General features: G+C 37.6%; 23 protein-coding genes and 1 tRNA gene. 8 read left to right on the top strand and 16 right to left on the bottom strand.

Going from position 1 to position 24,325, the window contains the following annotated elements:
• Nucleotides 1-3: 3 nt before the first annotated feature.
• Entirely contained in the window at nucleotides 4-918 is a 915-nt protein-coding gene (locus M3610_RS10255; protein WP_251458909.1) for a DUF7847 domain-containing protein, read from the bottom strand.
• A 230-nt stretch (nucleotides 919-1,148) separates the two neighbouring features.
• Between M3610_RS10255 and M3610_RS10250 the strand changes: the two genes are divergently transcribed.
• Nucleotides 1,149-2,669 (top strand): glycosyltransferase family 2 protein, encoded by a 1,521-nt coding sequence (locus M3610_RS10250; RefSeq protein WP_098571257.1) that lies wholly within the window; start codon nucleotides 1,149-1,151, stop codon nucleotides 2,667-2,669.
• Nucleotides 2,670-2,704: 35 nt separating this feature from the next.
• On the opposite strand, the gene M3610_RS10245 is transcribed toward M3610_RS10250, so the two are convergent.
• From M3610_RS10245 to trhO, 3 genes are all read right to left on the bottom strand, one after another.
• Nucleotides 2,705-3,907: a CapA family protein gene (locus tag M3610_RS10245; RefSeq protein ID WP_098571258.1), complete on the bottom strand. Its 1,203-nt coding sequence runs from the start codon at nucleotides 3,905-3,907 to the stop codon at nucleotides 2,705-2,707.
• 132 nt (nucleotides 3,908-4,039) lie between these two features.
• The gene (gene pepF, locus M3610_RS10240) at nucleotides 4,040-5,827 is read right to left on the bottom strand and encodes an oligoendopeptidase F (protein WP_098571259.1); all 1,788 of its coding nucleotides are present in this window, start codon (nucleotides 5,825-5,827) and stop codon (nucleotides 4,040-4,042) included.
• 137 nt (nucleotides 5,828-5,964) lie between these two features.
• Entirely contained in the window at nucleotides 5,965-6,930 is a 966-nt protein-coding gene (gene trhO / locus M3610_RS10235) for an oxygen-dependent tRNA uridine(34) hydroxylase TrhO (RefSeq protein ID WP_251458907.1), read from the bottom strand.
• Nucleotides 6,931-7,136: 206 nt separating this feature from the next.
• Between trhO and M3610_RS10230 the strand changes: the two genes are divergently transcribed.
• Nucleotides 7,137-8,309, top strand: a complete 1,173-nt coding sequence (locus M3610_RS10230; RefSeq protein WP_098571261.1) for a glycoside hydrolase family 18 protein — start codon at nucleotides 7,137-7,139, stop codon at nucleotides 8,307-8,309.
• Between the two features lie 145 nt (nucleotides 8,310-8,454).
• Here the strand turns inward: M3610_RS10230 and M3610_RS10225 are convergent, their stop codons facing one another.
• Nucleotides 8,455-9,456, bottom strand: coding sequence for an LLM class flavin-dependent oxidoreductase (locus tag M3610_RS10225; protein WP_098571262.1), 1,002 nt, complete (start codon nucleotides 9,454-9,456; stop codon nucleotides 8,455-8,457).
• Nucleotides 9,457-9,661: 205 nt separating this feature from the next.
• On the opposite strand from M3610_RS10225, the gene M3610_RS10220 reads away from it, so the two are divergent.
• Nucleotides 9,662-10,018 (top strand): hypothetical protein, encoded by a 357-nt coding sequence (locus M3610_RS10220; RefSeq protein WP_098571263.1) that lies wholly within the window; start codon nucleotides 9,662-9,664, stop codon nucleotides 10,016-10,018.
• Between the two features lie 58 nt (nucleotides 10,019-10,076).
• On the opposite strand, the gene M3610_RS10215 is transcribed toward M3610_RS10220, so the two are convergent.
• The 6 genes from M3610_RS10215 to M3610_RS10190 form a co-directional block, all read right to left on the bottom strand.
• Complete coding sequence (locus M3610_RS10215; RefSeq protein ID WP_098571264.1) at nucleotides 10,077-10,853, bottom strand: dioxygenase family protein; 777 nt, start codon at nucleotides 10,851-10,853, stop codon at nucleotides 10,077-10,079.
• Between the two features lie 15 nt (nucleotides 10,854-10,868).
• Nucleotides 10,869-11,309, bottom strand: a complete 441-nt coding sequence (locus M3610_RS10210; RefSeq protein WP_251458905.1) for a DoxX family protein — start codon at nucleotides 11,307-11,309, stop codon at nucleotides 10,869-10,871.
• Nucleotides 11,310-11,335: 26 nt separating this feature from the next.
• The gene (locus M3610_RS10205) at nucleotides 11,336-11,980 is read right to left on the bottom strand and encodes an alpha/beta hydrolase (protein ID WP_251458904.1); all 645 of its coding nucleotides are present in this window, start codon (nucleotides 11,978-11,980) and stop codon (nucleotides 11,336-11,338) included.
• A gap of 296 nt (nucleotides 11,981-12,276) precedes the next feature.
• Entirely contained in the window at nucleotides 12,277-13,068 is a 792-nt protein-coding gene (locus tag M3610_RS10200) for an alpha/beta fold hydrolase (RefSeq protein WP_098571267.1), read from the bottom strand.
• A gap of 20 nt (nucleotides 13,069-13,088) precedes the next feature.
• Entirely contained in the window at nucleotides 13,089-13,337 is a 249-nt protein-coding gene (locus M3610_RS10195; RefSeq protein WP_098571268.1) for a hypothetical protein, read from the bottom strand.
• A 119-nt stretch (nucleotides 13,338-13,456) separates the two neighbouring features.
• Nucleotides 13,457-13,738, bottom strand: a complete 282-nt coding sequence (locus tag M3610_RS10190; RefSeq protein ID WP_098571326.1) for a DUF1292 domain-containing protein — start codon at nucleotides 13,736-13,738, stop codon at nucleotides 13,457-13,459.
• A 142-nt stretch (nucleotides 13,739-13,880) separates the two neighbouring features.
• Between M3610_RS10190 and M3610_RS10185 the strand changes: the two genes are divergently transcribed.
• Nucleotides 13,881-14,180 (top strand): hypothetical protein, encoded by a 300-nt coding sequence (locus M3610_RS10185; RefSeq protein WP_098571269.1) that lies wholly within the window; start codon nucleotides 13,881-13,883, stop codon nucleotides 14,178-14,180.
• 163 nt (nucleotides 14,181-14,343) lie between these two features.
• Here the strand turns inward: M3610_RS10185 and M3610_RS10180 are convergent, their stop codons facing one another.
• Nucleotides 14,344-15,255, bottom strand: a complete 912-nt coding sequence (locus M3610_RS10180) for an LCP family protein (protein WP_251458903.1) — start codon at nucleotides 15,253-15,255, stop codon at nucleotides 14,344-14,346.
• A gap of 190 nt (nucleotides 15,256-15,445) precedes the next feature.
• Between M3610_RS10180 and M3610_RS10175 the strand changes: the two genes are divergently transcribed.
• From M3610_RS10175 to M3610_RS10160, 4 genes are all read left to right on the top strand, one after another.
• Nucleotides 15,446-16,945 carry a spore germination protein gene (locus M3610_RS10175; protein WP_251458902.1) on the top strand — a complete coding sequence of 500 codons (1,500 nt, stop codon included), beginning with the start codon at nucleotides 15,446-15,448 and terminating at the stop codon, nucleotides 16,943-16,945.
• A gap of 25 nt (nucleotides 16,946-16,970) precedes the next feature.
• Nucleotides 16,971-18,050 (top strand): GerAB/ArcD/ProY family transporter, encoded by a 1,080-nt coding sequence (locus M3610_RS10170; protein ID WP_251459022.1) that lies wholly within the window; start codon nucleotides 16,971-16,973, stop codon nucleotides 18,048-18,050.
• Nucleotides 18,043-19,128, top strand: a complete 1,086-nt coding sequence (locus M3610_RS10165) for a Ger(x)C family spore germination protein (RefSeq protein ID WP_251458901.1) — start codon at nucleotides 18,043-18,045, stop codon at nucleotides 19,126-19,128. Before M3610_RS10170 ends, M3610_RS10165 begins: the two co-directional genes overlap by 8 nt.
• 51 nt (nucleotides 19,129-19,179) lie before the next feature.
• A tRNA-OTHER gene (locus tag M3610_RS10160) sits at nucleotides 19,180-19,265 on the top strand.
• 60 nt (nucleotides 19,266-19,325) lie between these two features.
• On the opposite strand, the gene M3610_RS10155 is transcribed toward M3610_RS10160, so the two are convergent.
• The 4 genes from M3610_RS10155 to M3610_RS10140 form a co-directional block, all read right to left on the bottom strand.
• Nucleotides 19,326-20,699, bottom strand: a complete 1,374-nt coding sequence (locus M3610_RS10155; RefSeq protein WP_251458900.1) for a nucleoside recognition domain-containing protein — start codon at nucleotides 20,697-20,699, stop codon at nucleotides 19,326-19,328.
• Nucleotides 20,674-21,393 (bottom strand): FeoB small GTPase domain-containing protein, encoded by a 720-nt coding sequence (locus M3610_RS10150; protein ID WP_251458899.1) that lies wholly within the window; start codon nucleotides 21,391-21,393, stop codon nucleotides 20,674-20,676. The genes M3610_RS10155 and M3610_RS10150 overlap by 26 nt, the downstream gene beginning before the upstream one ends.
• Nucleotides 21,386-21,637 carry a FeoA family protein gene (locus M3610_RS10145; RefSeq protein ID WP_098571276.1) on the bottom strand — a complete coding sequence of 84 codons (252 nt, stop codon included), beginning with the start codon at nucleotides 21,635-21,637 and terminating at the stop codon, nucleotides 21,386-21,388. The genes M3610_RS10150 and M3610_RS10145 overlap by 8 nt, the downstream gene beginning before the upstream one ends.
• Nucleotides 21,638-21,980: 343 nt before the next feature.
• Nucleotides 21,981-24,263, bottom strand: a complete 2,283-nt coding sequence (locus M3610_RS10140) for an ATP-dependent DNA helicase (RefSeq protein ID WP_251458897.1) — start codon at nucleotides 24,261-24,263, stop codon at nucleotides 21,981-21,983.
• Nucleotides 24,264-24,325: the final 62 nt, after the last annotated feature.

The raw sequence follows: 24,325 nt of genomic DNA, 5'->3' as shown, positions 1-24,325 counted from the left end.
TTTTTAAACCGTTTTGAATTCTTCTAGCATCTCTTTTAAATCGTCTGCATCATGTCGAGTTTTGGCATCCAGATACATAACCCCATAGCCTACAGAGAAAATCATTGTCGTGACTAAGGTAATGAGGTTTGTAATCAGTGTTAGCAACACACTGTTCCCTAAAACCATGCCAAAAGTCATTTGAACACCAAAAGAAATACACGATATAATTAAATAAAAGACGATATAAAGTCCCAGCAATACCCATGTACGCTTTCTTGTTAATCTCCAACTTCTTCCTAATCCGGGTGAAACTTTATCAAGGACAACAGAGCCAAAATAAAAGCTCCAGCGAGTTAATAAAAGTCCTACAAGAATAGCAAAGACAAGAAACAGGACGATTCCAAGAAGAATTCCTCCGACCGGATGAACAGCGGCCGCAACAACCACACCTGTGAATGCGATAATTACGATTGGAACAATGATAATCCCCAAACTAATCAAACCGAATAAAATACTGCTTCCGATGATTGGCCAAAAGCGGGAAAAGGCCTCTTTAATGACCGAACCCACCGAATAATCTTCATTTCGACGGACATGATTGATAGTGAAGAGAATGGCCGCCTCAGCAACAGGTGCCAAAATAGCACTAAGTATACCGATAATAATCAAACCAATGTCAGCACCCAAACTGCTGGAATCGAATGTGCCTGATTCTTCAAAACTCGTAAGAATTTGGTCAAACCATTCCCCATCACTGCCAACCTCTCTAAAAAAGCTAGTTCCAGAACTTAGTTGCAAGATCGCTTGGACCAGGTAAACAGGACCCATAAAAATCAGTAAAATCATGAAAAAGTCCTTAAAGCGATTTTTAGTTAGTTGAAAGGTGTGGTCGAGTATTTCGCCAAATCCTTTTGGGGTAGAAAACTTATTTTCCAACGTTTAAATCCTCCTAGATAAAATTATGAATATGACCTATTTTATCATTATTCAGATATATGTAGTGTAAAAAGTTGTCAATGTACGCAAAATCTGGATAACTAAGATGTAACGTTAATTATTTTCGAATAAGATTCGATATTTTGTCCAAAAATAAATAATGGTTTGGAGTTTTTTACATAAATATGAATTCAAACACTAGAATTGGTCGAAAGATGAGGTGAAAAAACATGGGTTGGATTTGGAATAAAAACGCAAAAGATTACTATATTGTTGATCAAAAATTACCCACTGAACAGGATCCTACATTGGTCACTGTCGTTACCCCCGTTTATAACGCGGAAAAATCACTCAGAAAAACCATCGATTCTGTGATTAATCAATCACTCGGCGTGGATCAAATCGAATATATATTAATCGATGATTGTTCCACGGACTCCTCAAGAGAAATCCTCTTAGAATACTCCGCGAAATACGCGAACATCATTGTTGTTTTCCTGAAAAAAAATTCGGGCACACCTGGCCACCCCCGAAATATCGGAATCCAATTGGCTCGGTCTAATTATATTACGTTCCTAGATGCCGATGATTGGCTTGACCCTAAAGGCTTAGAAGTATTATCGTCCATTCTATTAGAAACTGGCGATGATTATGCAGTCGGAAAAACTATACAGGTCACATCTAAAGGGATGTCTATAGTTGGTGAACATGAATCTTGTAAAGAAAGACGAAGGGAATCCCCCTTTTCAATACCGCATATTTTCCATCATTTAGGACCACGAGCACGAATGATTAAAACGAGTGTCATAAAAGACAATCAAATTTTATTTCCTGAAATGAAATTTGCGGAAGACAAGCAATTTTTTATTGATGTGTTAACCCACTGCCGGACAATTTCGACGACAGCACAACCTATTTACTATTTAAATCGGATGGATAACCAGGATTCGCGTTTAACCAATCAAACGAATATTATCCAAAAAACAAATTGTAATCTCAAAGTGATTAATCATATTATAAAGAAAGATTTAGATATTGAAAAACAGAAAATGGTCTTAAACCGTCTCTATGAATTTGATTCGATTTCGAGATTCTTCCATACACCACATTTTCAAAAAACGAGGCTGAAACGCGTTTATTACTATAAGTTCAACCAAGTGTTAAAAACAACAAAGAAATTAAATTATGAGTTTTCTGAGGAATTTTTCCAACCGATGAATAAGGTGGTTTATCACTTGTTTCGCGATAGGAAATATAAGGACCTTGAGAATCTTTTTGCCTGGGAAAAGAAGGAGAAAATTAAAGAGGTCATTATCAAAGACAATCTTCCCTATGCGGTTGTACCGTTTTTAGAGGACAAATATAAATATATCCGCGTACCCATGCATTCCATACTAAATGAGGAATATATCGATAAGTATAAATATACGCTAAAATTTAAGGTGTTTGGTGATCACATTGATACACTCTCACATGGACTGGTTCGGAATTCAAATAACGCATTGCTTGAATCAATTCTTCCGGTATACATAGATACTAACGGAAATGGGACATTAGAACTCGACTTAGAGGCATTAGGCCAACTTCCAGCTGCGAACTACTCCATTTTTTTACGCTTTAATGATTATTTGAAAATTAACATCCGCAAACCAACACCAGGCAAAAACAACTATCACTATAAAAACCGTCAGTTTACTTTTTACGATACCATCTACTCAAACATCGGTTTAAAAATTTCATCTATAAAATAAAGGGACAGTGAGGACTGTCCCTTTTTAGTGAACATTCAGTTTTTAGATTTCACGACATGGTCGTTGTTTTCATAAACTAGCCAATCAGAGCCTTTGATTTTGTTAGAACCGTCAATGATTTTTTGCTTGACCCTTTTCTTTTCTGAGCCAGTTAATAGTGTAGGCTGATAATCATTCTTTGAAGAAACCGAGGAAATTGAAAATGGAACGATATTGATCTCTTTCGTATCGGATAGAACCCCATTTTTCAAATGAAAGGTTTGCTGAAAAACAAACGTATCCTTATCACTTGGATTTCGATTTCCGCCAAACATAAAGTTACCGAGGCTATATACAATGAATTTTCCTTTATATTCTTCAATTCCTTGAACCACATGTGGATGGTGACCGAGAATAAGGTCAGCACCACTGTCGATGGTAAATCGGGCCAACGACTGCTGAGAATGATCAGGGACATAATGGCGTTCATTGCCCCAATGATAATGAACGAGAATGATCTGCGCTCCTTGCGCTCGCAGCTCTTTAATATCATTCTCCACTTGATTGCGTATTTCTTGGGTATCCGACCACCCCTCATATCCTAGAGCACCGATTTTTGTTTCTTTTACCGTTGTAATATATTTATGATCATACCCAAAGTAACCAATGTTCTGTTTTTCTAGAGAAGTCAATGTATCCTGATAGCCTTGATCGAGGTAATCATGGATATGATTATTGGCTAAATTAACAGCCTCAATCCCACCCAATTCAAGGATTTTCGCATAGGATGGATCTCCTTTAAAACGAAATGTCTTCACTGCTTTTTGGGTTGCATTTGTAAGTGTGGTTTCTAAGTTGACCGTTGTAAAATCATCATTGATAAAAATATTATCCAAGCCTTTGACGAAATACGGCAACCCATTGTCATCAGCAGCTTTGATAAAAGAACTACTATAGTTAAACGATTCGTCTGAACCAAGTGTAAAATCCCCAGCTGCACTAATTTTAATCGTTGTTTCTTTCACAGGTTCAGGTTTTGTTTCTGGGACAACTTCTTGTTTAGTCTCTTGCGTTTGCTCCTCTTTTTTTATCTTCTCATCCGCTTTTTCCTTTAGATTGGAGATTTGCGAATCAGCATTCTCTTCCGTTTTACTGCTGTTCAAATAATAACCACCCGCAATCAGTAACACGACAACAAGAATAAGGAATGGGAGAAACGATTTCTTCCTTCCTCGGTATTTATCTCTTCTACTATTCATAATCCAAATGACCCCTTTAATTTACTTAACTTTCCTTATATTACAATAAGTTCAACTATTACACTATAAAAAAATATACCCATGGCTTTCTTCAGAGGGAGAAAGTCATGGGTATTAAAGGGTGGATTAATATTAAATCTGTGAGAATTCCTCTACTAGTTCACCAAATCGTTTTAAAGAGTTTTCAATTGGGGAGGATGTCGTAAGATCAACGCCGGTCTTCTTTAACAATTCAAGCGGATAGTCTGAACTGCCGCTCTTTAAGAATTCTAAATAAGAAGTTAATGTTTTTTGGTCCCCTTCAAGAATCTTGGTCGCCAAATGAATCGCTGAAGCAAATCCAGTAGCGTACTTATAAACATAGAACGGGCGGTAAAAATGCGGGATTCTTGACCAGCCAAATTTAACTTCCTCATCGAAGACTACCTCATCACCATTATATTCGCGGAATAATTTCTCATAGGTTTGGTTAAATACTTCGACAGTAAGCGGCATACCTTTTTCAGCCATCTCATGGGTCTTCATCTCAAACTCGGCAAACATTACTTGTGTAAAAAACGTTCCCTTAAATTGGTCGATGAAATGGTTCACTAAATGCTTCCGAACATCAGGGTTTTTCTCATTGTTTAATAAGTAGTTAATTAATAGTACTTCATTGACCGTGGAGGCCACTTCTGCCACAAAAATGCTATACCTGGCAGTGATTTGTGGTTGATGTTGTGAACTTAAACGGCTGTGGACGCCATGTCCGCATTCATGGACCAACGTAAATAAACTATCCAAATCATCTTGATGATTGAGAAGGATATAGGGGTGAACGCCGTACACTCCCAGATTGTAGGCACCTGACCGTTTCCCAGGAGTTTCTCTGACATCTATATACCGTTTTTCTTTAAACTCCTTCAGGATATTGACATAGTCCTCACCCAATGGGGCTAACGCCTTGCACATCGTATCATAAGCTTCCTCATAGGAAATGTCTTGCTTCACGCCACTAACAAGTGGGACACTCATATCATATTGACGTAGTTCATCCAGATTCAATTTCTCCTTGCGTATCCGTGAATATTGATGAAGAGGCTGAATATTTTGCTTCGTTGTTTTGATTAAATTCTCATAGACCTCTTTTGGTACGTTATCCCCAAACAGGGATTTTTCCAACGCGGAAGGGTATTGACGGATTTTAGCCGTAGTCACATTAGTTTTGATGGCAGCTGAAAGTGTAGCAGCAATTGAATTTTTTAATTGCAGGTAAGGCTGATAATATGCCTTATAGGCTTCTCTTCGTTTTTCTCGGTCCGTATCTTCGATTATTTTAGAGTACATTCCCCTCGTTAATTCCACACGTTCCCCGTCTTCACTGGTTACTTCCCCGAATTTAATATCTGCGTTATTCATCATCCCAAAAATGTTCCCTGGAGCCGAGAGGGCTTCCCCTAATTGGGAAAGGACGGCTTCCTGTTCTTTAGATAATACATGTTGTTTATAACGAAACGACTCCCATAAGTCCTCTGCAAAGTAATCCAGCTTCTTTTCAGATTTTATGTATCCTGATAATGTTTCTTCGTCTAGTGTTAATAAATAAGGCATAAAGAAGGAGGTCGACGCACTTACTTTTACACTCAGTTGTTTTGCGCGATCTAAGTTGGACTGAGCCTGGGTATCCCTAGTATTTTGATCCACACTCAACATCGCATAAGCATAAACCTTATTGAATAGGAAAGATAATTCTTCACGTTGATGAAGATATTGATACAATGAGTGCCCATCTTGAATCGTTCCATCATATTGTTTCAGTTTTTTTGCCATTTCTTCTATAGTTAGAAGATCCTCTTCCCATTTACTCTTATCGGAATAGATATCGTCTAAATTCCACTTTTCATGCGTGGGTACATCATTTCTATTAGTATAGGTCACCATTTATATATCCGCTCCCTTTTATGTAATCCGTTTTTATACTCTTATCATAATCAATATATTCCGAAATTCCTATTGGCAAAACCTAAAAGACATAAGAAAAACAGGCCACTGTAATGACCTGTTTCCCTTTAATTAATTTATTTGGTTAGCTCTTTTTCTTTCTCAATGACAGACAATCTTTGCGCTACCTCTTCTTCACTTAGACCGTGCTGTGCTATATAACGGTTGCGTGGATGAACACGACATTCGTGTGAACAGCTTCGTAAGTGCTTATGTTCGTTCTCCTCCGAGCAAAGGATTTTACGATTACATTCTGGGTTGGCACAATTCACATAGCGTTCACATGGCTCGCCACTATAAAAATCCTTCCCAACAACGACATGCTCTTTACGGTTAACAGGAACACTTATGCGCTCATCAAACACATAAAGTTGACCATCCCATAAGTCTCCCTGAACTTCGGGATCTTTACCATAGGTGACAATTCCGCCTTCAAGCTGTGATACATCTTCAAAACCTTCTTGAAGCAGCCAGCCGGAGAACTTTTCACAGCGAATCCCACCAGTACAATAAGTAAGAATCTTCTTGCCTTCAAACTCTTGCTTATTTTCGCGAATCCATTGTGGCAGATCACGGAAGTTAAGAATATCTGGGCGGACAGCTCCACGAAAATGACCTAAATCAAACTCATAATCATTTCGTGCATCAATAACAACTGTATCTTCATCTTGCATCGCCTCAAAAAATTCCTTAGGCTTCAAATGCTTGCCTGTTTGCACATTCGGATCGACATCATCTTCCAAACGCAATGTAACTAACTCTGGTCTTAACCGAACTTTCATCTTTTTGAAGGCATGCTCAGAAGCTTCATCAATTTTAAAAATAGTACCCGCGAACAACGGATGTTCGTTCATATATTTGATATAGGCGTCAGTTTGTTCAATGGTGCCTGACACCGTACCATTAATTCCTTCAGCAGCAATGATAATTCGGCCTTTAAGGCCAAGTTCATTACAGAATTGCAGATGTTCCTGGGTCACTTCCTCAGGATTCTCTATGTTTACATATTTATAGTACAATAACACTCTAAATTCTTGATTCATGGTTACCACCTTACAAATTTTTATATATATAAAACACTTGGTTTTTAGCATTAACCTTATGATTATAGCAAAAAGAAACATCTCAATTCAAATTTTTTCACTTCCCAATGGCGGCAATTCCTTCATAGGTGGATATTACCAACCTTCTTACATCGCTTTTTCTGTTACAATTTTTTAAGTGAGCAATAATAAGGAGGACATAAACAATGAATAAACGTCGTCTCCTCGTTTGCCTGGTAATTGCGGTTACCTTTATTGGAGGAATATTAACAGGGGTCCTTTTCACCTCTAACCATAAAAAGCAAGAGCGTCCTAGTACGATCATCATAGAAGATGCACCGAAATCAGCGATTATGCCAAATGCAAAAGAGTTTCCAAACTTAAAAAAAGCACCCTCTAAGGTACTCATCGGTTATGTTCAGGATTATCGTGATCCGAACATGGTAGATTATTCGAAATTAACACATGTCATTTTCTCGTTTGTGCATCCGACCAAGGATGGAACAGTTTTATTTAATGGCGACCAAGCTTTAAAAAACCTGCGAATGGTTGTTAAAAAAGCAGATAGTCATAACACCAAAGTAATCCTTGCAATCGGTGGTTGGTACCATATTAAGGGCGGAGAATCCTATAATTATTTTCAACCAGCAATCTCTCATTCTAAATCTAGAACAAAGTTAGTGAAAGAGCTAACTAATCTTGCAGTCCGCGAGAAACTGGATGGAATTGATGTCGACTTTGAACACCCGCGCAATGCAGCGGATGCAAAAAATCTCGCTTCCTTTGCGAAAGAATTAAGTGCCCAGCTTCATCGGAAACAGAAAGAACTGTCTATCGCTGTTCATTCAAAAATTCATGCGGTCACGTTAACCGAAGCTGGCTTTATACAGTATGAACCAACCATGTTCCAATATGTTGACCATGTCAATATTATGGCCTATGATGGTCAATGGGACGACGGGTACAATGCCGCTAATCTATCGCCCTATCCATTTACTGAGAAAATAGTAAACTATTGGACAAATCTCTTTGACACACATAAAATTTCAAAAGAGAAATTAGTCTTGGGTGTCCCTACGTATGCCCAACCAGATGATCCGAAAATTAAACAAGTCTCATTTGCTGCAATTATTAACAAAAATCCAGCGAATGCAGGCAAGGACACCGTCAAAATGAATGGGACAACCTACCATTATAACGGCAGTGCGACGATGAAAAAGAAAACGAGACTCGCACTTAATCACGGTTTTGGCGGGATGATGATGTGGGAAGTAGGTCTAGACGCTCAAGGGTCACATAGTTTGACTGGGACAATTGCTTCCGAACTAAAAGCGTCAAGTAAAGAACCAGTGAAATACTATTCGGCAAAAGGCTATTAGGCGCTAAAAAAATCACCAAACAACGCTCTGAGAACAAATCGTTCTGAGCGTTGTTTTATTATTATAACCTGTTTGGCCAGCTATTTTTGAATCTATTGCTATGGAAATCCTCAAAAAACTGAACTAATTCTCAATAGGACGGTTTTTAGCTTGAAAGGTTAGCTGTCTCTGAAATTAGTTGATAGGAGCGAAGCCTATCATCTGGAGAATGTGTAATGGTAACAATCATTATTTCATCCGCGTTATATTTATCCTGAAGGTCCTTCAGTTTATGGTAAACCTTTTGTGGGTTCCCAATAAGCATCTTCTGTTTCATATTTTCTAATGATTCCTTTTCAATGTCTGTTAGTGGATATTGCCTAGCTTCCTCGATGGAAGGGACTCCACCGCCTTCGCCTTTTCTCCTTTGCATTGCCCATACAAGTGTACTTATTGCGACTTCTTCCGCCCGCTCATCCGTATCCGCACAAATAGTGGAAACCGCCACAATTACTTCTGGTTCTTGGGTCTGTTTCCGTGGCTTAAAGGTCTGTAAATATTGTTCAATAATTTCTGTCCCGTCCTTTTCACTCATAAATTGTCCAAAGGCATAGGGAAGGCCATTTTCAGCTGCAAGCAAGGCGCTTTTTTTACTAGTCCCCAATAGCCAAGGAACAGGTGAAAACTCTGGGATTGGCGAAGCCGATACTTTAGCAAACTCATGATCACTTGGAAATTTATTTTCTAAAAAGTAAAGCAGCGTTTCCACTGATGCTGGCATGTTCCATATCTGCTGAAGAAAATTATCTGATAAGGCATTTGTTGCTTCAGCTGAGCCCCCTGGTGCGCGACCTATTCCAAGATCTATTCTTCCTGGAAATAAAGTGGCTAACATATTGTAAACTTCTGCCACTTTATATGGTTTGTAGTGTGGTAATAAGACCGCTCCCGAACCAATCCGAATTTTGCTAGTGTTTGCCCCGATATAAGCTAACATTACTTCTGGCGCAGAACAGGCTAATCCTTCTAAGTCATGGTGTTCAGCAATCCAGTAACGCGTATACCCATATGTTTCTGCCGCTTGGGCTAACTTCATTGATGCATTCAATGCTTCTTGAACAGTTTGATTGGATGAAATTGGGGCTTGATCTAAGATACTTAACCTCATTCCAATCTACCTCCCTTCCTTTTTCTATTTTATATTATTAGAAGCTAATTATGGAAAAATGACAACTACTCGGTGCCTGACACCCATTTTGACACGAAGTTGTAATAAATAAAGCAGTTTGTCGAAGATTTTCCTAAGTTTTTGAAGGAGAATGTCGAAAAACAGAGAATGAAGTTAAGGAGGTTTTATAAAGGAGGAGAAACATTTGAAGAAATTATTAACAATTTTATGTGGAATCATTATTGGATTATCGTTGTTTGTGAGTATTGGGAATACGGCAAAGGCAGCTGAGTGCGGATGCGACGTAACACCTGTTTTAGGAGCTGAAAAGAATAAAATTGTTGCAAATTTATTAAGTAGTCATGAGTTTAAGAATGTAAAACATTTGCTTAAAAGTGAAGGATACAGCTATAGAGGAGCAAAAAACATCGAAGTTCTTATTAATCATTCGCATAAGGATACAGTAATGGTGGGAGTACCTTTTTATAATGAGGATGGTACTATAGAAATGGCAGCATTTTTTAATGGAATTTATATGGGGCTTGGGTCCAATGAAGATTAATTTTATTAAATAACAAAATCCTTTCCAACACGGAAAGGATTTTGTTATTTAATCTAGTTCACCCAAACTGCCAAACACTATGACTCAAGTTTCCATATCGAAAGCTGCGATGCAGCAACTTCGCTTTTTGACTATCATCAGCAGCTCCCATTGCATAGAAAATTGGGATAAAGTGTTCGTTTCCATAGCGTGGGACGGCATATTCAGCATAAGGAGCAAGGGAATCATATTTAAATAATGAATCTAGGTCCCATTTATTTAAATGGTGAGCCAACCAATCGTCAAACTCAAGTGCCCATTGATCGATTTCGTTATCTGCCCATTTCACTGCTCTGAGGTTATGCACAGTTCCTCCACTTGCAATGATTAATATATCATTTGACCGTAATGAGGCTAAGCTTTTTCCTACTTTATATTGCTCTTCCGGTTTAAGATTCGGATTAACGGACATCGAAATGACAGGGATATCGGCATTCGGATACAACTTTCGAAGCACTACCCATGCCCCATGATCAAGGCCGCGTTTCATTTCGCTTTCAAAGGGTACTCCGTTTTTCGCGAACAGGTCTTTAATTTCTTGTGAAACCTGGTGGTCCCCTTTAGCCGGATATTTAATTGTGTATAATTCTGGGTCGAAGCCGCCAAAATCATAAATGGTGTCATATGTGTCGACTTCGCTTACTTTTTGCATCGATGATTCCCAGTGGGCTGAAAACAATATAATTGCTTTCGGCCTTGGCAGTGTTTGTCCGAGCTGGCTTAGAAACTGAGTATACTCATTGTTCTCAATTGCTAATAATGGTGCTCCATGGGCAATAAAAAAAGATGGCATCATATTTACGTCCCCCTTTTAATTATTATAGCTTTTTGAAAAAGATGTAGTTTCTTCCTTCTGACCTTTGAAGATAAGTTGATCTACTGCAAACATTTTACTACCATTTATCGCAATAAAAATAGCCATTGCTAGGAGAGCCAAATCTAATTCATAACCAGCCATTTGTCCGTTTCCTAAAAATCCAACAGCAAGTTTTACTTTAACGATTGCACCAATCATTAGTAACGATAATAGAGCTGAGACAATTTGACTGCCTAAACCTAGAACTAATGCAGCTCCACCAACCATTTCTACAACTGCTACTCCATAGGCTAAGAATCCTGGTAGCCCTATACTTTCAAACCAGCCAAAGATATTTTCAATTCCACCCTGAAATTTAACTACCCCATGGACAAAGAACGTAATACCTAACACAACTCTTAAAAGTAATGTACTAACTTCAAATTTTTTTAACATAATATTATTTTCCCCTTTTATTATCATTATTTTTCTACTTTTTCCATTAACCAGTTCATGAAATCCCGATGGTTATCCATTGAAACGGTATGTCCTTCTTGGTAGGTTTTAAAGGTGACATCTGCCCCTAAACCACTAAAATACTCATTATTTGCCAATCCCCAATCAAACGGAAGAACCTGATCCAGCACACCATGGGATATAAATAAGGACAAATTATCAACTGACTGGATTTGGTACTCTTCTTTTACAAAAGCAGGAATGTATCCGCTTAGTGCAATAATGCCCTTTATTCGGCTGCCTAATGTTAATCCAAGCGTCATCGACAAAATTGCTCCCTGACTAAAGCCAAGTAAGAACAATTGGCCCTCATCTAATGGATAATCCTCGCAGGCATAATCAATAAAACTTGTCAGTTTACGGATTCCCTCATCAAACACTTCCCGGTGCGGTTTTCCATATCCTTGAATCGTAAAAAACGCATAGCCTGGAGGTTGTGGAAGATGCCCACGGATACTAAAAATGTAAAAACGGTCTTCTAAGCCGTTTACTAGTGACAGCATATTTTGTTCATTACTGCCAATCCCATGCATTAAAAACAACGCAGGGTAAGTCTTTCCCGGTTCAGTTTGTGCTGGACGACGAAGCTCATAAATCATCGGTGAATTCATCCTATCATCCCTTCTTTTAAACATATATTCCTAATATTTTTAGGATGGCTGATTATATGATTTCTTACACTTTATTCAAATCCAAGGACTTTGAATCGAAATAAACAAAAAAGATTCATATAAAGAAACTAATATACAAAAAAAGATATCACATCGAAAGTTTTCTAATGTGAATCTTTGTTGTTTATAGAATAACAAGTAAATCACTATGATGTCAATAATTATTTTCTAATATATAAACTTGTTTTATATTAGAATACAAAAAATAGGAACCAAGTTGGTTCCTATCATCTTCATTATAGAGTCGCTAAAAATGCCTGTATCTCGGATATAAGCTCCATAGGATTTTCAAACATACTCATATGGCCCGAATCTTTAATGATTGATTGCTTGATATTCGCTCTACTAACAGAAAATGTTTTTTCTGCTGGAATGATCTGATCCTGTTCCCCTGCAACTAAAAGAACGGGCAATGTCGAGGATTCCAATACTCGATTCCGGTCTGGCCGGTCCTTCATCGCATGAAGCGCATCAATCGCCCCCTCTGCTGAAGTAGCATAGCCAATTTCCATTGCAGTACCAACAAAATTCTCATCCTGATTTTCCTGTGAAAATAATTTTGGAACCAATCCGTCAATGAGTGAGTAAATTCCCGAGCGGTTTACTTTTTCAATATTGGCGGCTCTGGCTTGTTTCGCCTCTTCTGAATCTGGAAAGGCAGTTGAATGGATAAGTGAATACCCGTTTAATTGACCACCGTATTTTTCTGCAAAAGCCAGGGTGATATACCCGCCTAATGAGTGACCAAACATTGTGACTTCCGGTAAATTTAAGGCATCCAAAAGATGTTTCACTTGATCTGCCATATTTTCAATCGTGCTGGTGCCTTGAAGAGGCTCTGACTGTCCATGTCCAGGAAGGTCTGGTGCAATCACCCTGTAATCTGCTGACAACGTTGGGATAACAAACTCCCAATAGCTAGAACTCCCACAAAAGCCATGCAGGAGCACGATTGGCTTCCCTTCGCCGCTGTCTATGTAGGCGACCGTTGACGTTGAATCTTTTGCTTTGAGTTTCTTCAATTCCATAGGTTCACCTCAGTGTTTGTTCAGCTAATTTGCTCTTCATTATTATCATTACTTAATAATATTCTTTTATTTGGGATTAATGTTAAGTTTGATTTTTTCAATAGATATTCTAGATGATCGATTGGCATAGAACCATGACCTTTACTATCTGCAAGTGTAAATTGAACAGTGACGCCATTATAACTCTTAACGGTAAAAGATTCAGCGGAATTGAAAAAACTTTTAATACCTTGAGATATTTGATATTTAGTACCTTCTTCAATAAACATTACATTACTCCTTTATTGATGTTCTTCATAAGTAGTATGCCTAGAAAGGGTTTATACATACATATTTTTTCCAAATGAAATTTATCTAACAAAAAAGGAGAGATGGTGTCATCTCTCTCTTACTCTTCCATTCCCTCTTCTTCATCCATCATGGCATCAAATGCCTCAGATACCTTGTCAAATTCTTCATCACTTTCGATAGCGGCTAAATCACCTTCATCATCGACTTTCATAAAAAAGATATCAATATCTTCATCAGATTCCTGCCTAATTTCATCCGCAAACCCAACAGCAACATAATCTGTACCCTCTATTGTCATGACCCCAAGCACTTCAACTTCTTGTTCTTCACCATTTTCATCCGTAATCGTAAAAATTTCTTGAACTTCAATTTTACTCATTATACGTTCAACTTCCTTTAAAAGTATTTTCATAAAACAGTATCCCTAAAAAGATGGAGTTTATTCGAAAACATGTATTTCCATTATATATTCGACAAAAATCTTATATAATTAATACATAACGCTTGCTAAGGAGAATCCAATGAATCCAAAACAATTAGAAGAAAAGATAATCGAAAACTTTCGTGGCGAAGAGAAAATGATGATTCTCGTCTTTGCTCAATGGTGTGTGAATCATGACCTTGATCCGGAAGAGTTATATTTAAAAGCCTATCCTAATCAGGGTTCTAATCCTGCTTTAAGAGAGGCCATTGAGTTAACTGTACCTAAAGAAGAAGCTGGAGAAGTCGACGATCAAACCTTGCTTGGTGTGTTAGCACTGTTTGGTAATGATGATCTTGCATTTGTGGTTACCGAAGAAATTAACAAACTGAGGAAATAACGTTTTGTACAATTTATGAAGGGTTTTGTGCAGATTTCGGGTCATTTTGTACGAATCCATGAAGTTAAGTACAAATAACGATCAGTTTTGCACAATTATACATTTTCTTCCAATTCTTCCTAATAAAGCAGACATAGTTCACTAGCTATGTCTGCTTTATTACTTAATACTGATATTCCCTGTTTACCGGCGAAGGCTTCATTAAGAAATCCTTTAACGCCTCTCTATTTTCCTCCAAATTAATCTCCAGAACCGCCCCGGCGTGAGGGTAGGTTTTATTTACATAGCTATTTTGAACCGGAATACGTAAACTGTCGATATTTTTGATTGGATAAAAAACTAATTTTGATAGTACAGCTAAAATCTCTCCTTTATCCATGTCCGACTCGACATGATCTAAACTTTCATCAACAAAATCGGGCAGTGCTGCTAACGACTCTATATGACTAAATTTATTTTTTAACTGCTCCTTTACCTTGACGACGACTTCCTGTTGTCGTTTCACACGGCCAAAATCACTTTCGTCATCATGCCTAAACCGAACATATTTTAACAACTCTCTTCCCTTCAGCGCATTTTCTCCAGGCTTCACATCCATTTTAAAATCGTCTATCATCTTTTGACTAACATTGACAGTTATACCTTCGGGGGCAATTAGGTCAATAAAGTTAGCAAAGCCATCAAAATCAATCGAAATGGAATGGTCCACTTTTATTCCGAAATTTTGATAAATCGTCTTTTTTAACAATTCATTTCCACCAATAAAATAGGCCATATTGAGCTTGTCGTAGCCTTTTTTATGCCCGGGAATCTTGACATAGCTGTCTCTCATCAGACTAATTAACTTGATATTACCTTCTTTAGGAACATATTGAGCAATAATGATGGCATCTGAAAAGGATTGAGGTTCGCCTCTTGAATCACTTCCAATTAAGAGAAAGTTCATCATTCCTTTTTTATCTTTATGATTGGTACTATCTTCAATTTTGGATGGTGAAGAGGGTTGAACTTGATGTTGCTCACTTAAATTTCCTGCAGAACAGCCTCCTAATAACATAGAAAATAAAATTATCATGAATTTTCTCAAGCTTTTCACCAACTTTCGATAAAATTCAATTAATTACCTAAGGTGTCACCTACTTAATTTCTCTTTTTTTCCCTTGTTTATTCTTCCTTACTATAATCTCTACTTACATTATTCATGGGTAAATTGCATAAAATTTCCCATTCTGCACAAAATGAAAAAAATATTTTGAGGGCTGCCAATGACAACTAAGAATGAACTTCTAGGTGCTGCTGAAGATAGTTCACAAAGTAATATGGATCAAAATTGGATCAACCGTTTATCAAAATCCAATGACTTCTTTCATGAGCAAACCTCCTTAAAAGAGGAAGATCCTTATTGGCTTTCTTACTATCGCACACTAATTTCATCTGATATCCTCCATAAGGATGTTTTGCCCTACTCTCAGGAGCAGTTATCATTAGAAGAATTAAAACGCATCATTCCTGTCGAAGTAATTATTTTTACGAAAGATTCTAAGGAAATCATTCAAAACCTCATGAGGGGATTCCTCGCTCTTCATATGCATGAAGATGATGAACAATGTCTATTAATTAATATTGCTAACAGTAAATTCCGAGATGTTAGCGTATCAATGATGGAATCCTTGGCTGTGGGACCACAAGTGGGTTTTATTGAAGAAATAGACACGAATATTAATCTTATTCGAAAGCGATTACCAGTTCCAGAACTACTTGCCATCGAAATGAAAGTCGGCGAACTTTCCAAAACAAATGTTGCAGTTATCTATATGGATGGGATTGCCGATCCGGAAAATGTGAATACGGTTGTCCAAAGAATAAACGATGTCCAATATGATCATATCCAGGACAGTGCTTATCTCTCTTCAATGATCGAGGACAATACGAATTCTTTATTTCCCCAATCCATATCAACTGAGCGCGTAGATCGGGTAGCTGCAGGTTTAACGGAAGGGAAAATTATCATTGCAGTGGATGGTTCCCCTAATCTAGTCATTGTTCCTATTACTTTATTTGAAGCGTTTATAGCGATGGAAGATTATAGCTACTCCTGGATAATTGGAAATTTTTTTCGTTTATTACGATATGTTGCATTGTACCTTTCGACGATTGTTAGTCCAATGTATGTTGCAATCATGACCTATCATTATGAATTGATTCCTGCCCCATTACTAGAAACTTTAGTGGGTTCAAGAGCATCCGTCCCCTTTCCACCGTTTTTAGAGGCATTTTTTTTAGAAATCATGATTGAAATGGTAAAAGAGGCAGGTATTCGATTACCCTATAAAATCGGACAATCACTTGGCGTAGTGGGTGGTATTGTCATCGGACAGGCCGTGGTTGAAGCGGGGTTAACTAGTAATGTATTGCTTATTTTAGTTGGACTCGGAACCTTAGCATCCTATACGGCGCCGATCTATAAATTTAGTAACACCATACGGTTTATTAAGTTCCCAGTAATTATTCTTGCCCAATGGTTTGGGTTGTTCGGTGTATTTTTGGGACACCAATTTATATACTTTCATTTATTAAGGTTAACGTCTCTCGGACGTCCTTACTTAAGCATGTTTCCAATTCGAACAACATCATTTCAAGATCTTTGGTTCAGACTTCCTTTTTCAAAGCAGCAAGAAAACCCGTCCACCCTTAGACCACAAAAGAAAAGAAAAGCAACCGGGAATCGAGAAAACCCAGAACCAGTGAACGATTTTTATGAATAAATCGTAAAGGGGTATTCATTTGCAAGTGAATAAAAGGCATCAAGTTTCTCCCTATTTAGTTTACTTTATAGTTTACAATTCACAGGTTGGAGTTGGTATTTTAGGATTCCAAAGGACTATTGCTGCGAAAGCAGGTTATGATGCATGGATTGGTGTAATCGTGGCAGGGTGTTTCGTCCAAGTGTTCATATGGATTATGTATAAGCTGCTTGAAAAAGCGGATGGAGATATTGTTGATGTCCATTCAAAGGTGTTTGGGAACATTCTCGGAAGTGTTTTGAGCTTTATCATTATGATTTATTATTGGCTGGCAAGCGTCTCAGTCTTACTTGGATTTATTGAGATTATTCAAGTATGGATGTTCCCTACATTACCTACTTGGATTCTAGGTACATTAATACTTGGATTAGTATATTATTGCGTGTCTGGGGGTTTTCGGGTTGTTGTCGGTGTTTCATTTTTATCATTTATTTTTCCACAAATAATGCTTATCGTCCTTTATATTTTCCCTTTAAAGGAAGCACATTTTTCAAATTTACTGCCAATCATGAATCATTCTTATAATGACATGTTTGATGCGGTGAAAAATTCCATGTATACATTAGCTGGAACAGAAGCGCTACTCATGTATTATCCATTTATTAGAGATGCTAAATCTTCAAAAAAATTCGCACACTTAGCTGTCCTGTTTACTACCCTACTTTATACGGTTTCTGCGATTGTTTCATTTACGTTTTATAGTGAAATTCAGATAAAAGAAACAATTTGGCCAGAATTATCTTTAATAAAAATTATTCGTCTTTCTTATTTGGAGCGCTTTGAGTACCTATATATATCAATGTATCTCATCATTGTTTCGGCCTTACTTTCCCTTCTATTATGGTGTTCTACCAGAGGTCTAAAGAGAATTTTAAAAAAGAAACAAAAGAACTTTTTTATCATTTTAAGCCTACTTAGTGTGGTAATATCTCAATTAATAACCGAACAATTTAAAGTAACACTGGATAAATATGTAACTCAAATGAATTTATGGATCTTTTACGGCTACATCCCAATCCTCCTAATAATTTTCACAATACTAAGAAGGAGAGAACAAAATGGCTAATCGAACCTTAATAGGAATATGGGTTACTATTTTCTTATTATCCGGTTGTTCTCTGATACCGACCAATATCGTCAATCAAATAAATATGAACCAGGGTGCAGGATATGATTGGGCCGGAAAGAATATGATAAAAGGAACCATTACCTATCCAATTTATAAAAAGGATAAGCCCTCTACCACTGAAGTCAAAATATCTTTAGGTGAAACGAGTAAAGAAATTCGGAGCAACATAAATAATGAGTCACGGTATCCAATAGTCAGCGGTCAATTACGGGTTGTACTTTTTGGGGAATCACTAGCAAAAAAAGGGATAACTGATGTTGTTGATACCCTAAACCGTGCCCCTTCCATAGGCAGTATTATTCAAATGGCTGTTGTCGATGGAGATGCCAGTGAGCTACTTAAAATAGAGAAATTCAAAACAGAAAATGTTTCGTTGTTTGTACAAGAAATGCTGGATCAATCCATGAAATCAGATAATCTTCCTGAATCAAATTTACAAACATATTTATTTCAATTCACCCAAAATGGTCAGGATCCCTACTTGCCGTTAATCAAACAGATAGAAGATAATATTAAAATTATTGGCATTGCGATATTAAAAGATGATCGATATGTCTTCCCTATTTTTATGGAGGAAGCATTCACTTTTAAATGTTTAGTTGTTAAATATAAGCAGGGCTTACAGCGTTTCACATTAGAAAATGGTGAAATGGTCGTTCTAGATAATCTTCGTTCAAAAGCACATTATGAAGTAAAAATTAAAAAAGGCAGACCGGAATTTACAATTAATCTTAAGATGAAGACAAGGCTTCAAGAATTCACATCTCCAAAGAAAAAAAGGGTAGCATTGGATAAAAAACATATCCAAAAGGAAATTGCCGGGCAATTAGAAAAAAACTCCTTAAAACTCATCAAAAAGTTTCAAAAACATGGCGTGGACCCTTTAGGTCTAGGTGCAAAATATAGAGAGCATGATCGCAGTTTTAATAAAAAAAAATGGAAGAGATTCTATCCAACAGCAAAAGTTCATGTACATGTAAATGTGAATATCAAACAAACTGGGACTGTAAATTAATTCTTAAAAATGAACCGGATATTTTTTTTGAAAATGGTCAAAATAAAATTAGGGCTTGTAGCTCAAGTGATAGAGCAACCTGTAGTCCTTCACGCTGACTACAGTGTGTTTTGTGGGTTCAAATCCCACCAAGCCCTTTCACTTAATAAATTTCAGCATAGCAAAGGGACTGACAAAAGTCAGTCCATTTTTTAAGATTATAATAAGCCAAAAAATCTAACCGTTTGTGTAATAATCAGTGGAACAAGAATCGCAATAACCGTCGGAATTAAGAAGGCCAAGAAGGTCCATTTCTTACTCTTTGTTTCTTTGAATATATTCAGCAAGGTAGTGCCGCACGGGTAATGAAGGAGTGAAAATAACATCATATTAAGTGCAGTAAGCCATGTCCAGCCATGGTCTAAAAAGATTTTCTTCAAATCTACTAAGTTATCGACTTCTGTCAATGAACCCGTTGATAAATAACCCATCAAAAGAATTGGAAGAACAATTTCGTTTGCTGGTAACCCTAAAATAAATGCCAACATGATGTAACCGTCAAGACCTAGCATTTTACCAAATGGGTCCAAGAATTCAACCATATACATCAAAATACTTGTATCACCAATATAAATATTTGCAATTACCCAAGTTAAGATAGCTGCAGGTGCAGCAACTTTAACGGCGCGAACTAATACAGACCAAGACTTGGTTAAAGATGACCGAATCACGGTATCAAATATCTTCGGTTTACGGTAAGGCGGTAATTCTAATGTGTAATGAGTTGGTACTCCTTTTAGGGCCGTTTTCGACAGAACCCATGAAACAAAAAAGGTTACCACTATACCAAATAAAACAATACCTACAACGACACCTGTAGTAACTAGTGATGCTGCCCCACCTGTAAAATTGGCAGCCATGAATAACGATGCTAAAACAATTAAAGTTCCCCATCGGCCATTACATGGAACAAAGTTGTTTGTCAGGATGGCCAGCATCCGCTCTCTTGGTGATTCAATAATTCTTGTTGAAATAACCGCTGCCGCATTACAGCCAAATCCCATCGCCATTGTTAATGATTGCTTCCCATGGGCACCTACCCTTTTAAAGAGACGATCCATGTTAAAGGCTACCCTTGGAAGATAACCATAATTTTCTAATAATGCAAATGTTGGAAAAAAGATCGCCATCGGCGGGAGCATAACACTAATCACCCATGTCGTTCCTCGGTATAAACCGAGAACAAGGACTCCGTGCAGCCAATCTGGTACATGCAAGAAGGTAAAAAATGATGTTATATACCCCTCTAAGAATCCAAAAAACTCAGCTAACATGGAGGATGGGATATTTGCTCCAGCAATTGTTAAATAAAATAGAACTCCTAACATAGCAATCATGATGGGAAAACCAAAAATTGGTGAAGTTAAAACCGCATCCAGTTTTTCGGTTCGAGTATCCCTTTTTGATTTGGTATAGGTGATTCCTTCGCCACACAATTTATGACTGCGATCGTAAAGGTTTTGAACAATGTCATCTCTCAGCTTTGGTGTCGACAGCTCCTGAGCTTCAGCATAAAGCTTTTGAATACTCATTCTCTAAACCACCTCCTGCAACCAATCGGTTACTAATTTCATTCAGTAAAGATTCATCTCCATCTAGCAATCTCAAAGAAACCCAACGAGAGGATAATTGATCTCCAACAAATTCACGTACCTTAGGTTCAATTATTTTAATCTTAGCTTCGATCTCCGCAGGATAGGACACCTGAACCGGGTTGCATTCAATCACCCCAGTCACAATCCGATCAATGGTATCTAAAAGCATAGGAAATCCCTTTTTGTTCCTTGCAGAAATCTTGATGACGGGAACCCCCAACCGATTGGTCAACAATCGCTCATTTATCTGAATTCCTTGTTCTTCCGCAACATCAATTAAATTGATGCAAATGACAACATTTGTTGTCATCTCTAATACCTGCAACGCTAGATTCAAGTTCCGCTCTAATGAAGTCGCATCTAGTACCACAATCGTCACATCTGGTTTTTCAAAAACGATATAATTTCGCGCTACCTCTTCATCCGTTGAATTCGAAAAAAGTGAATAGGTGCCAGGAAGGTCAATAAGATTGAACGTTTTATCTTTATGCTGAACAGTCCCTTGCGCAAGTGAAACGGTTTTTCCTGCCCAATTTCCTGTATGCTGTCTAAGGCCGGTTAAGGCATTAAACAAGGTACTTTTCCCCGTATTCGGATTTCCAGCTAAGGCAATTCGATATTCATTACCCATTAGATACCAGCTCCCCCTCTATTCTTGAACTTTCCTCTCTTCGTAATGCGATGGTTGTTTGGCTGACACGAAAAGCAATTGGATCTCCCAACGGACTTTTTCGGATCACCTCTACAAGCGCTCCATTCACAAATCCTAAATCTAATAATCTTCTTCTCATGACACCCTCTAGATTTATATCAGTTATTTTTATTAAATTTCCTTTTTGACCATTCACAAGTTTGATAATTTTAGGGTTATCCATCTCTCTTTCCCCACCTTCAAAGTTTTTACCTTGTGCAACTTTTCTTTAATTATATGTAAAAATTCTAAAAATGTCTCCTATTTTGTAAAAATAATTATTATTTGTGTGTGGACCCTTATCTAAAAAAAGGAAAAAAAGCCATTTTTATTCATAGGAGTACTCTATATCACTGAATTTTTAACAGGTTATGGTAATCTGAAGTTATTTTTTAAATATTCAGTTTTTTTTAAAAATGTTGATGGGGTGATTAAATTTTTTGTTTTCGGGAACGTTTTTTATTTAAGAACTACAAACAAAACCCCTTATGGTAAAGACTCCATTAGGGGCTTATTTTTGAGAGTGCTTATAAGGAACCAACCGTAAACCTCTGCCATTCTGGCGGCAGGAGTTGTTGATATCTACGTTGTAGGAATCGATCATCAATCAACACGATAGTTCCATGGTCCTCTTCTGAACGAATTAACCTTCCTCCAGCCTGCAGTACCTTGTTCATGCCAGGATACACATAGGCATAGTCATAACCATTTTTGTTTTGTTGATTAAAATGATCTTTAATGAGATTCCGCTCAAAACATAGTTGCGGCAAACCTACACCAATAAGCACTACCCCATTTAAGCGATCACCAATTAAATCAACACCCTCCGAAAAAATTCCTCCAAGGACCGCAAATCCCAGTAATGTTTCCGTTTGATTCGGTTTAAAGGCATCCAAAAAGGCTTCTCTTTCCGTTTCAGTCATCCCAGCTGCTTGAATAATCGTTTTCGTTACTTCATCCTGCTGCTTGAATTGCTCATAAACAGCTAATAAATACTGATAGGATGGGAAAAAGATAAAATAATTCCCAGGCCGCTTTTTTATCAATGATTGAATACCTGCTGCGATCGATTCCTTCGTCTGCTCTCGATCACGGAAACGAGTGGACAATGGATGAATATAAACATCGACCTGATCACTTGAAAATGGTGAAGGAATGGATAGCGCATAATCATCCTTCTGCCCGCCGAGCAGATCTTGATAAAAGTTAATAGGCGAAAGTGTGGCTGAAAAGAATATCTTCGATCGATATCCCTTTCCCATTTGATGAAGAAGCTTAGAAGGATCCATGCAAAAAAGCTTTACAATGAGATCATTTTTCACTTTTTCTACGTAAATGACATAATGTTCATCCAAAAATTCATTGATTTTTAAAAAATTATTGACGATAAAGTACGCCTCCAAAAGAGTTGGTGAAGCTTCTATAGGAAGTGCTTGTTCGCTAATTTCTACAAATTGAACCAGGGAATCAATCAATTCGCCATCCAGATGTTCAAGCGTGAACTCTTGCTTATCTGGATTTTCTTTTTTTAAGGATAGAAACCAGGCATTAAGCTTACTAGCTGCGTCAAACAGGGATTTATTAACACCTTTAAATTCCTTTTTCAATTGTAGAAATACATCTTTGTTTAGGGAGGATGAAAACATCTCCCGGCCGCGGTCGACAAGATTGTGGGCCTCGTCCACCAATAGGGCAGTAGACTTCTTTTGCTCTTCCAACAACCGTTTTAAGGAGACACGCGGGTCAAATACATAATTGTAATCGCAGATGATGCTATCGACGGCATAGGCAAGGTCAAGCGAAAACTCAAAGGGACAAACTGTGTGTTTCTTGGCATAAGTTTCAATTATTTCTCGAGTCATGCCCGTTTCATGAGATAAGATATCAAGTATCGCATCATTGATCCGGTCATAATAACCATTAGCAAATTCACAATAATCCTTTTGACAATTGGTATCTTCCTTAAAGCAAACTTTATCTTTCGCTGTTATCGTAACGGTACTCAAACAAAGACCACAAGAGCGCATTTTCTTAAAAGCATCTTCTGCTGCTGTACGGGTAATCGTTTTAGCCGTAAGATAGAAAACTTTGTCCAAATGCCCTTCTCCAATAGCTTTTACAGATGGAAAAAGTGTCGAGATTGTTTTTCCTATTCCGGTTGGCGCTTTGGCAAACAGATTTTTCTTATCGAAAATCGACTTATAGACCGCCCCAGCTAATTTCCGTTGCCCCTCGCGGTAGGTTTCAAATGGGAAGGTAAGCTCTTTACAGCTCTCATTTCGCTTTTTTCGATGTCTAGAGAGCAGGTTTGCATAAGGGGAATAGTCCTCCATTACATTTTCTAGAAAGACTTCAAGTTCTGTGATGTTGTATCTTTTTTGGAAAAATATCTTCTCAAGTGTATCTACGTGGACATATGTAAGCTGAACCGTGATTTTCTGTAAATCATTGTCCTTCGCATACATTAAGGCATACAGTTTCGCTTGTGCCCAGTGCACGGGATAGCCTCCTTGCTGTATCTGCTCCGAAGCATGCGAAAAAGATTTGATTTCATCGATAATCACCTCTTCATCACGAAATAATAACCCATCACACCTGCCATCTATAGTGAAAGAAAGTTCTCCTGCCTTGACCTCTGTACGGAGGTATACTTCTTTCTGATCGGATTCACCATACGTTTTCTGGATCATTTGATGAATTCTTGTTCCATCTAACATTGTTGATGGTGATCGAAAACGCGAATCGATACTTCCGCTCCTAAAAACATGTTCAACGAGAGTTCTTACTGATATAGAAATAGTATCTGACACTAGAACCACCATCTTACTATAAATAATTATGGGAATATATGTTTGCTTTTATTATATCAGTT

This window comes from Neobacillus sp. MER 74, from assembly GCF_023714155.1.
This window is presented reverse-complemented; position numbering and strand designations above follow the sequence as displayed.

What these genes read in the sequence shown, in the direction of transcription:
- M3610_RS10250 (WP_098571257.1), top strand. Translation starts at nt 1,149, where the DNA reads ATGGGTTGGATTTGGAATAAAAACGCAAAAGATTACTATATTGTTGAT.
- M3610_RS10245 (WP_098571258.1), bottom strand. Translation starts at nt 3,907, where the DNA reads ATGAATAGTAGAAGAGATAAATACCGAGGAAGGAAGAAATCGTTTCTC.
- pepF (WP_098571259.1), bottom strand. Translation starts at nt 5,827, where the DNA reads ATGGTGACCTATACTAATAGAAATGATGTACCCACGCATGAAAAGTGG.
- trhO (WP_251458907.1), bottom strand. Translation starts at nt 6,930, where the DNA reads ATGAATCAAGAATTTAGAGTGTTATTGTACTATAAATATGTAAACATA.
- M3610_RS10230 (WP_098571261.1), top strand. Translation starts at nt 7,137, where the DNA reads ATGAATAAACGTCGTCTCCTCGTTTGCCTGGTAATTGCGGTTACCTTT.
- M3610_RS10225 (WP_098571262.1), bottom strand. Translation starts at nt 9,456, where the DNA reads ATGAGGTTAAGTATCTTAGATCAAGCCCCAATTTCATCCAATCAAACT.
- M3610_RS10215 (WP_098571264.1), bottom strand. Translation starts at nt 10,853, where the DNA reads ATGATGCCATCTTTTTTTATTGCCCATGGAGCACCATTATTAGCAATT.
- M3610_RS10210 (WP_251458905.1), bottom strand. Translation starts at nt 11,309, where the DNA reads ATGTTAAAAAAATTTGAAGTTAGTACATTACTTTTAAGAGTTGTGTTA.
- M3610_RS10205 (WP_251458904.1), bottom strand. Translation starts at nt 11,980, where the DNA reads ATGAATTCACCGATGATTTATGAGCTTCGTCGTCCAGCACAAACTGAA.
- M3610_RS10200 (WP_098571267.1), bottom strand. Translation starts at nt 13,068, where the DNA reads ATGGAATTGAAGAAACTCAAAGCAAAAGATTCAACGTCAACGGTCGCC.
- M3610_RS10195 (WP_098571268.1), bottom strand. Translation starts at nt 13,337, where the DNA reads ATGTTTATTGAAGAAGGTACTAAATATCAAATATCTCAAGGTATTAAA.
- M3610_RS10190 (WP_098571326.1), bottom strand. Translation starts at nt 13,738, where the DNA reads ATGAGTAAAATTGAAGTTCAAGAAATTTTTACGATTACGGATGAAAAT.
- M3610_RS10185 (WP_098571269.1), top strand. Translation starts at nt 13,881, where the DNA reads ATGAATCCAAAACAATTAGAAGAAAAGATAATCGAAAACTTTCGTGGC.
- M3610_RS10180 (WP_251458903.1), bottom strand. Translation starts at nt 15,255, where the DNA reads ATGATAATTTTATTTTCTATGTTATTAGGAGGCTGTTCTGCAGGAAAT.
- M3610_RS10175 (WP_251458902.1), top strand. Translation starts at nt 15,446, where the DNA reads ATGACAACTAAGAATGAACTTCTAGGTGCTGCTGAAGATAGTTCACAA.
- M3610_RS10165 (WP_251458901.1), top strand. Translation starts at nt 18,043, where the DNA reads ATGGCTAATCGAACCTTAATAGGAATATGGGTTACTATTTTCTTATTA.
- M3610_RS10155 (WP_251458900.1), bottom strand. Translation starts at nt 20,699, where the DNA reads ATGAGTATTCAAAAGCTTTATGCTGAAGCTCAGGAGCTGTCGACACCA.
- M3610_RS10150 (WP_251458899.1), bottom strand. Translation starts at nt 21,393, where the DNA reads ATGGGTAATGAATATCGAATTGCCTTAGCTGGAAATCCGAATACGGGG.
- M3610_RS10145 (WP_098571276.1), bottom strand. Translation starts at nt 21,637, where the DNA reads ATGGATAACCCTAAAATTATCAAACTTGTGAATGGTCAAAAAGGAAAT.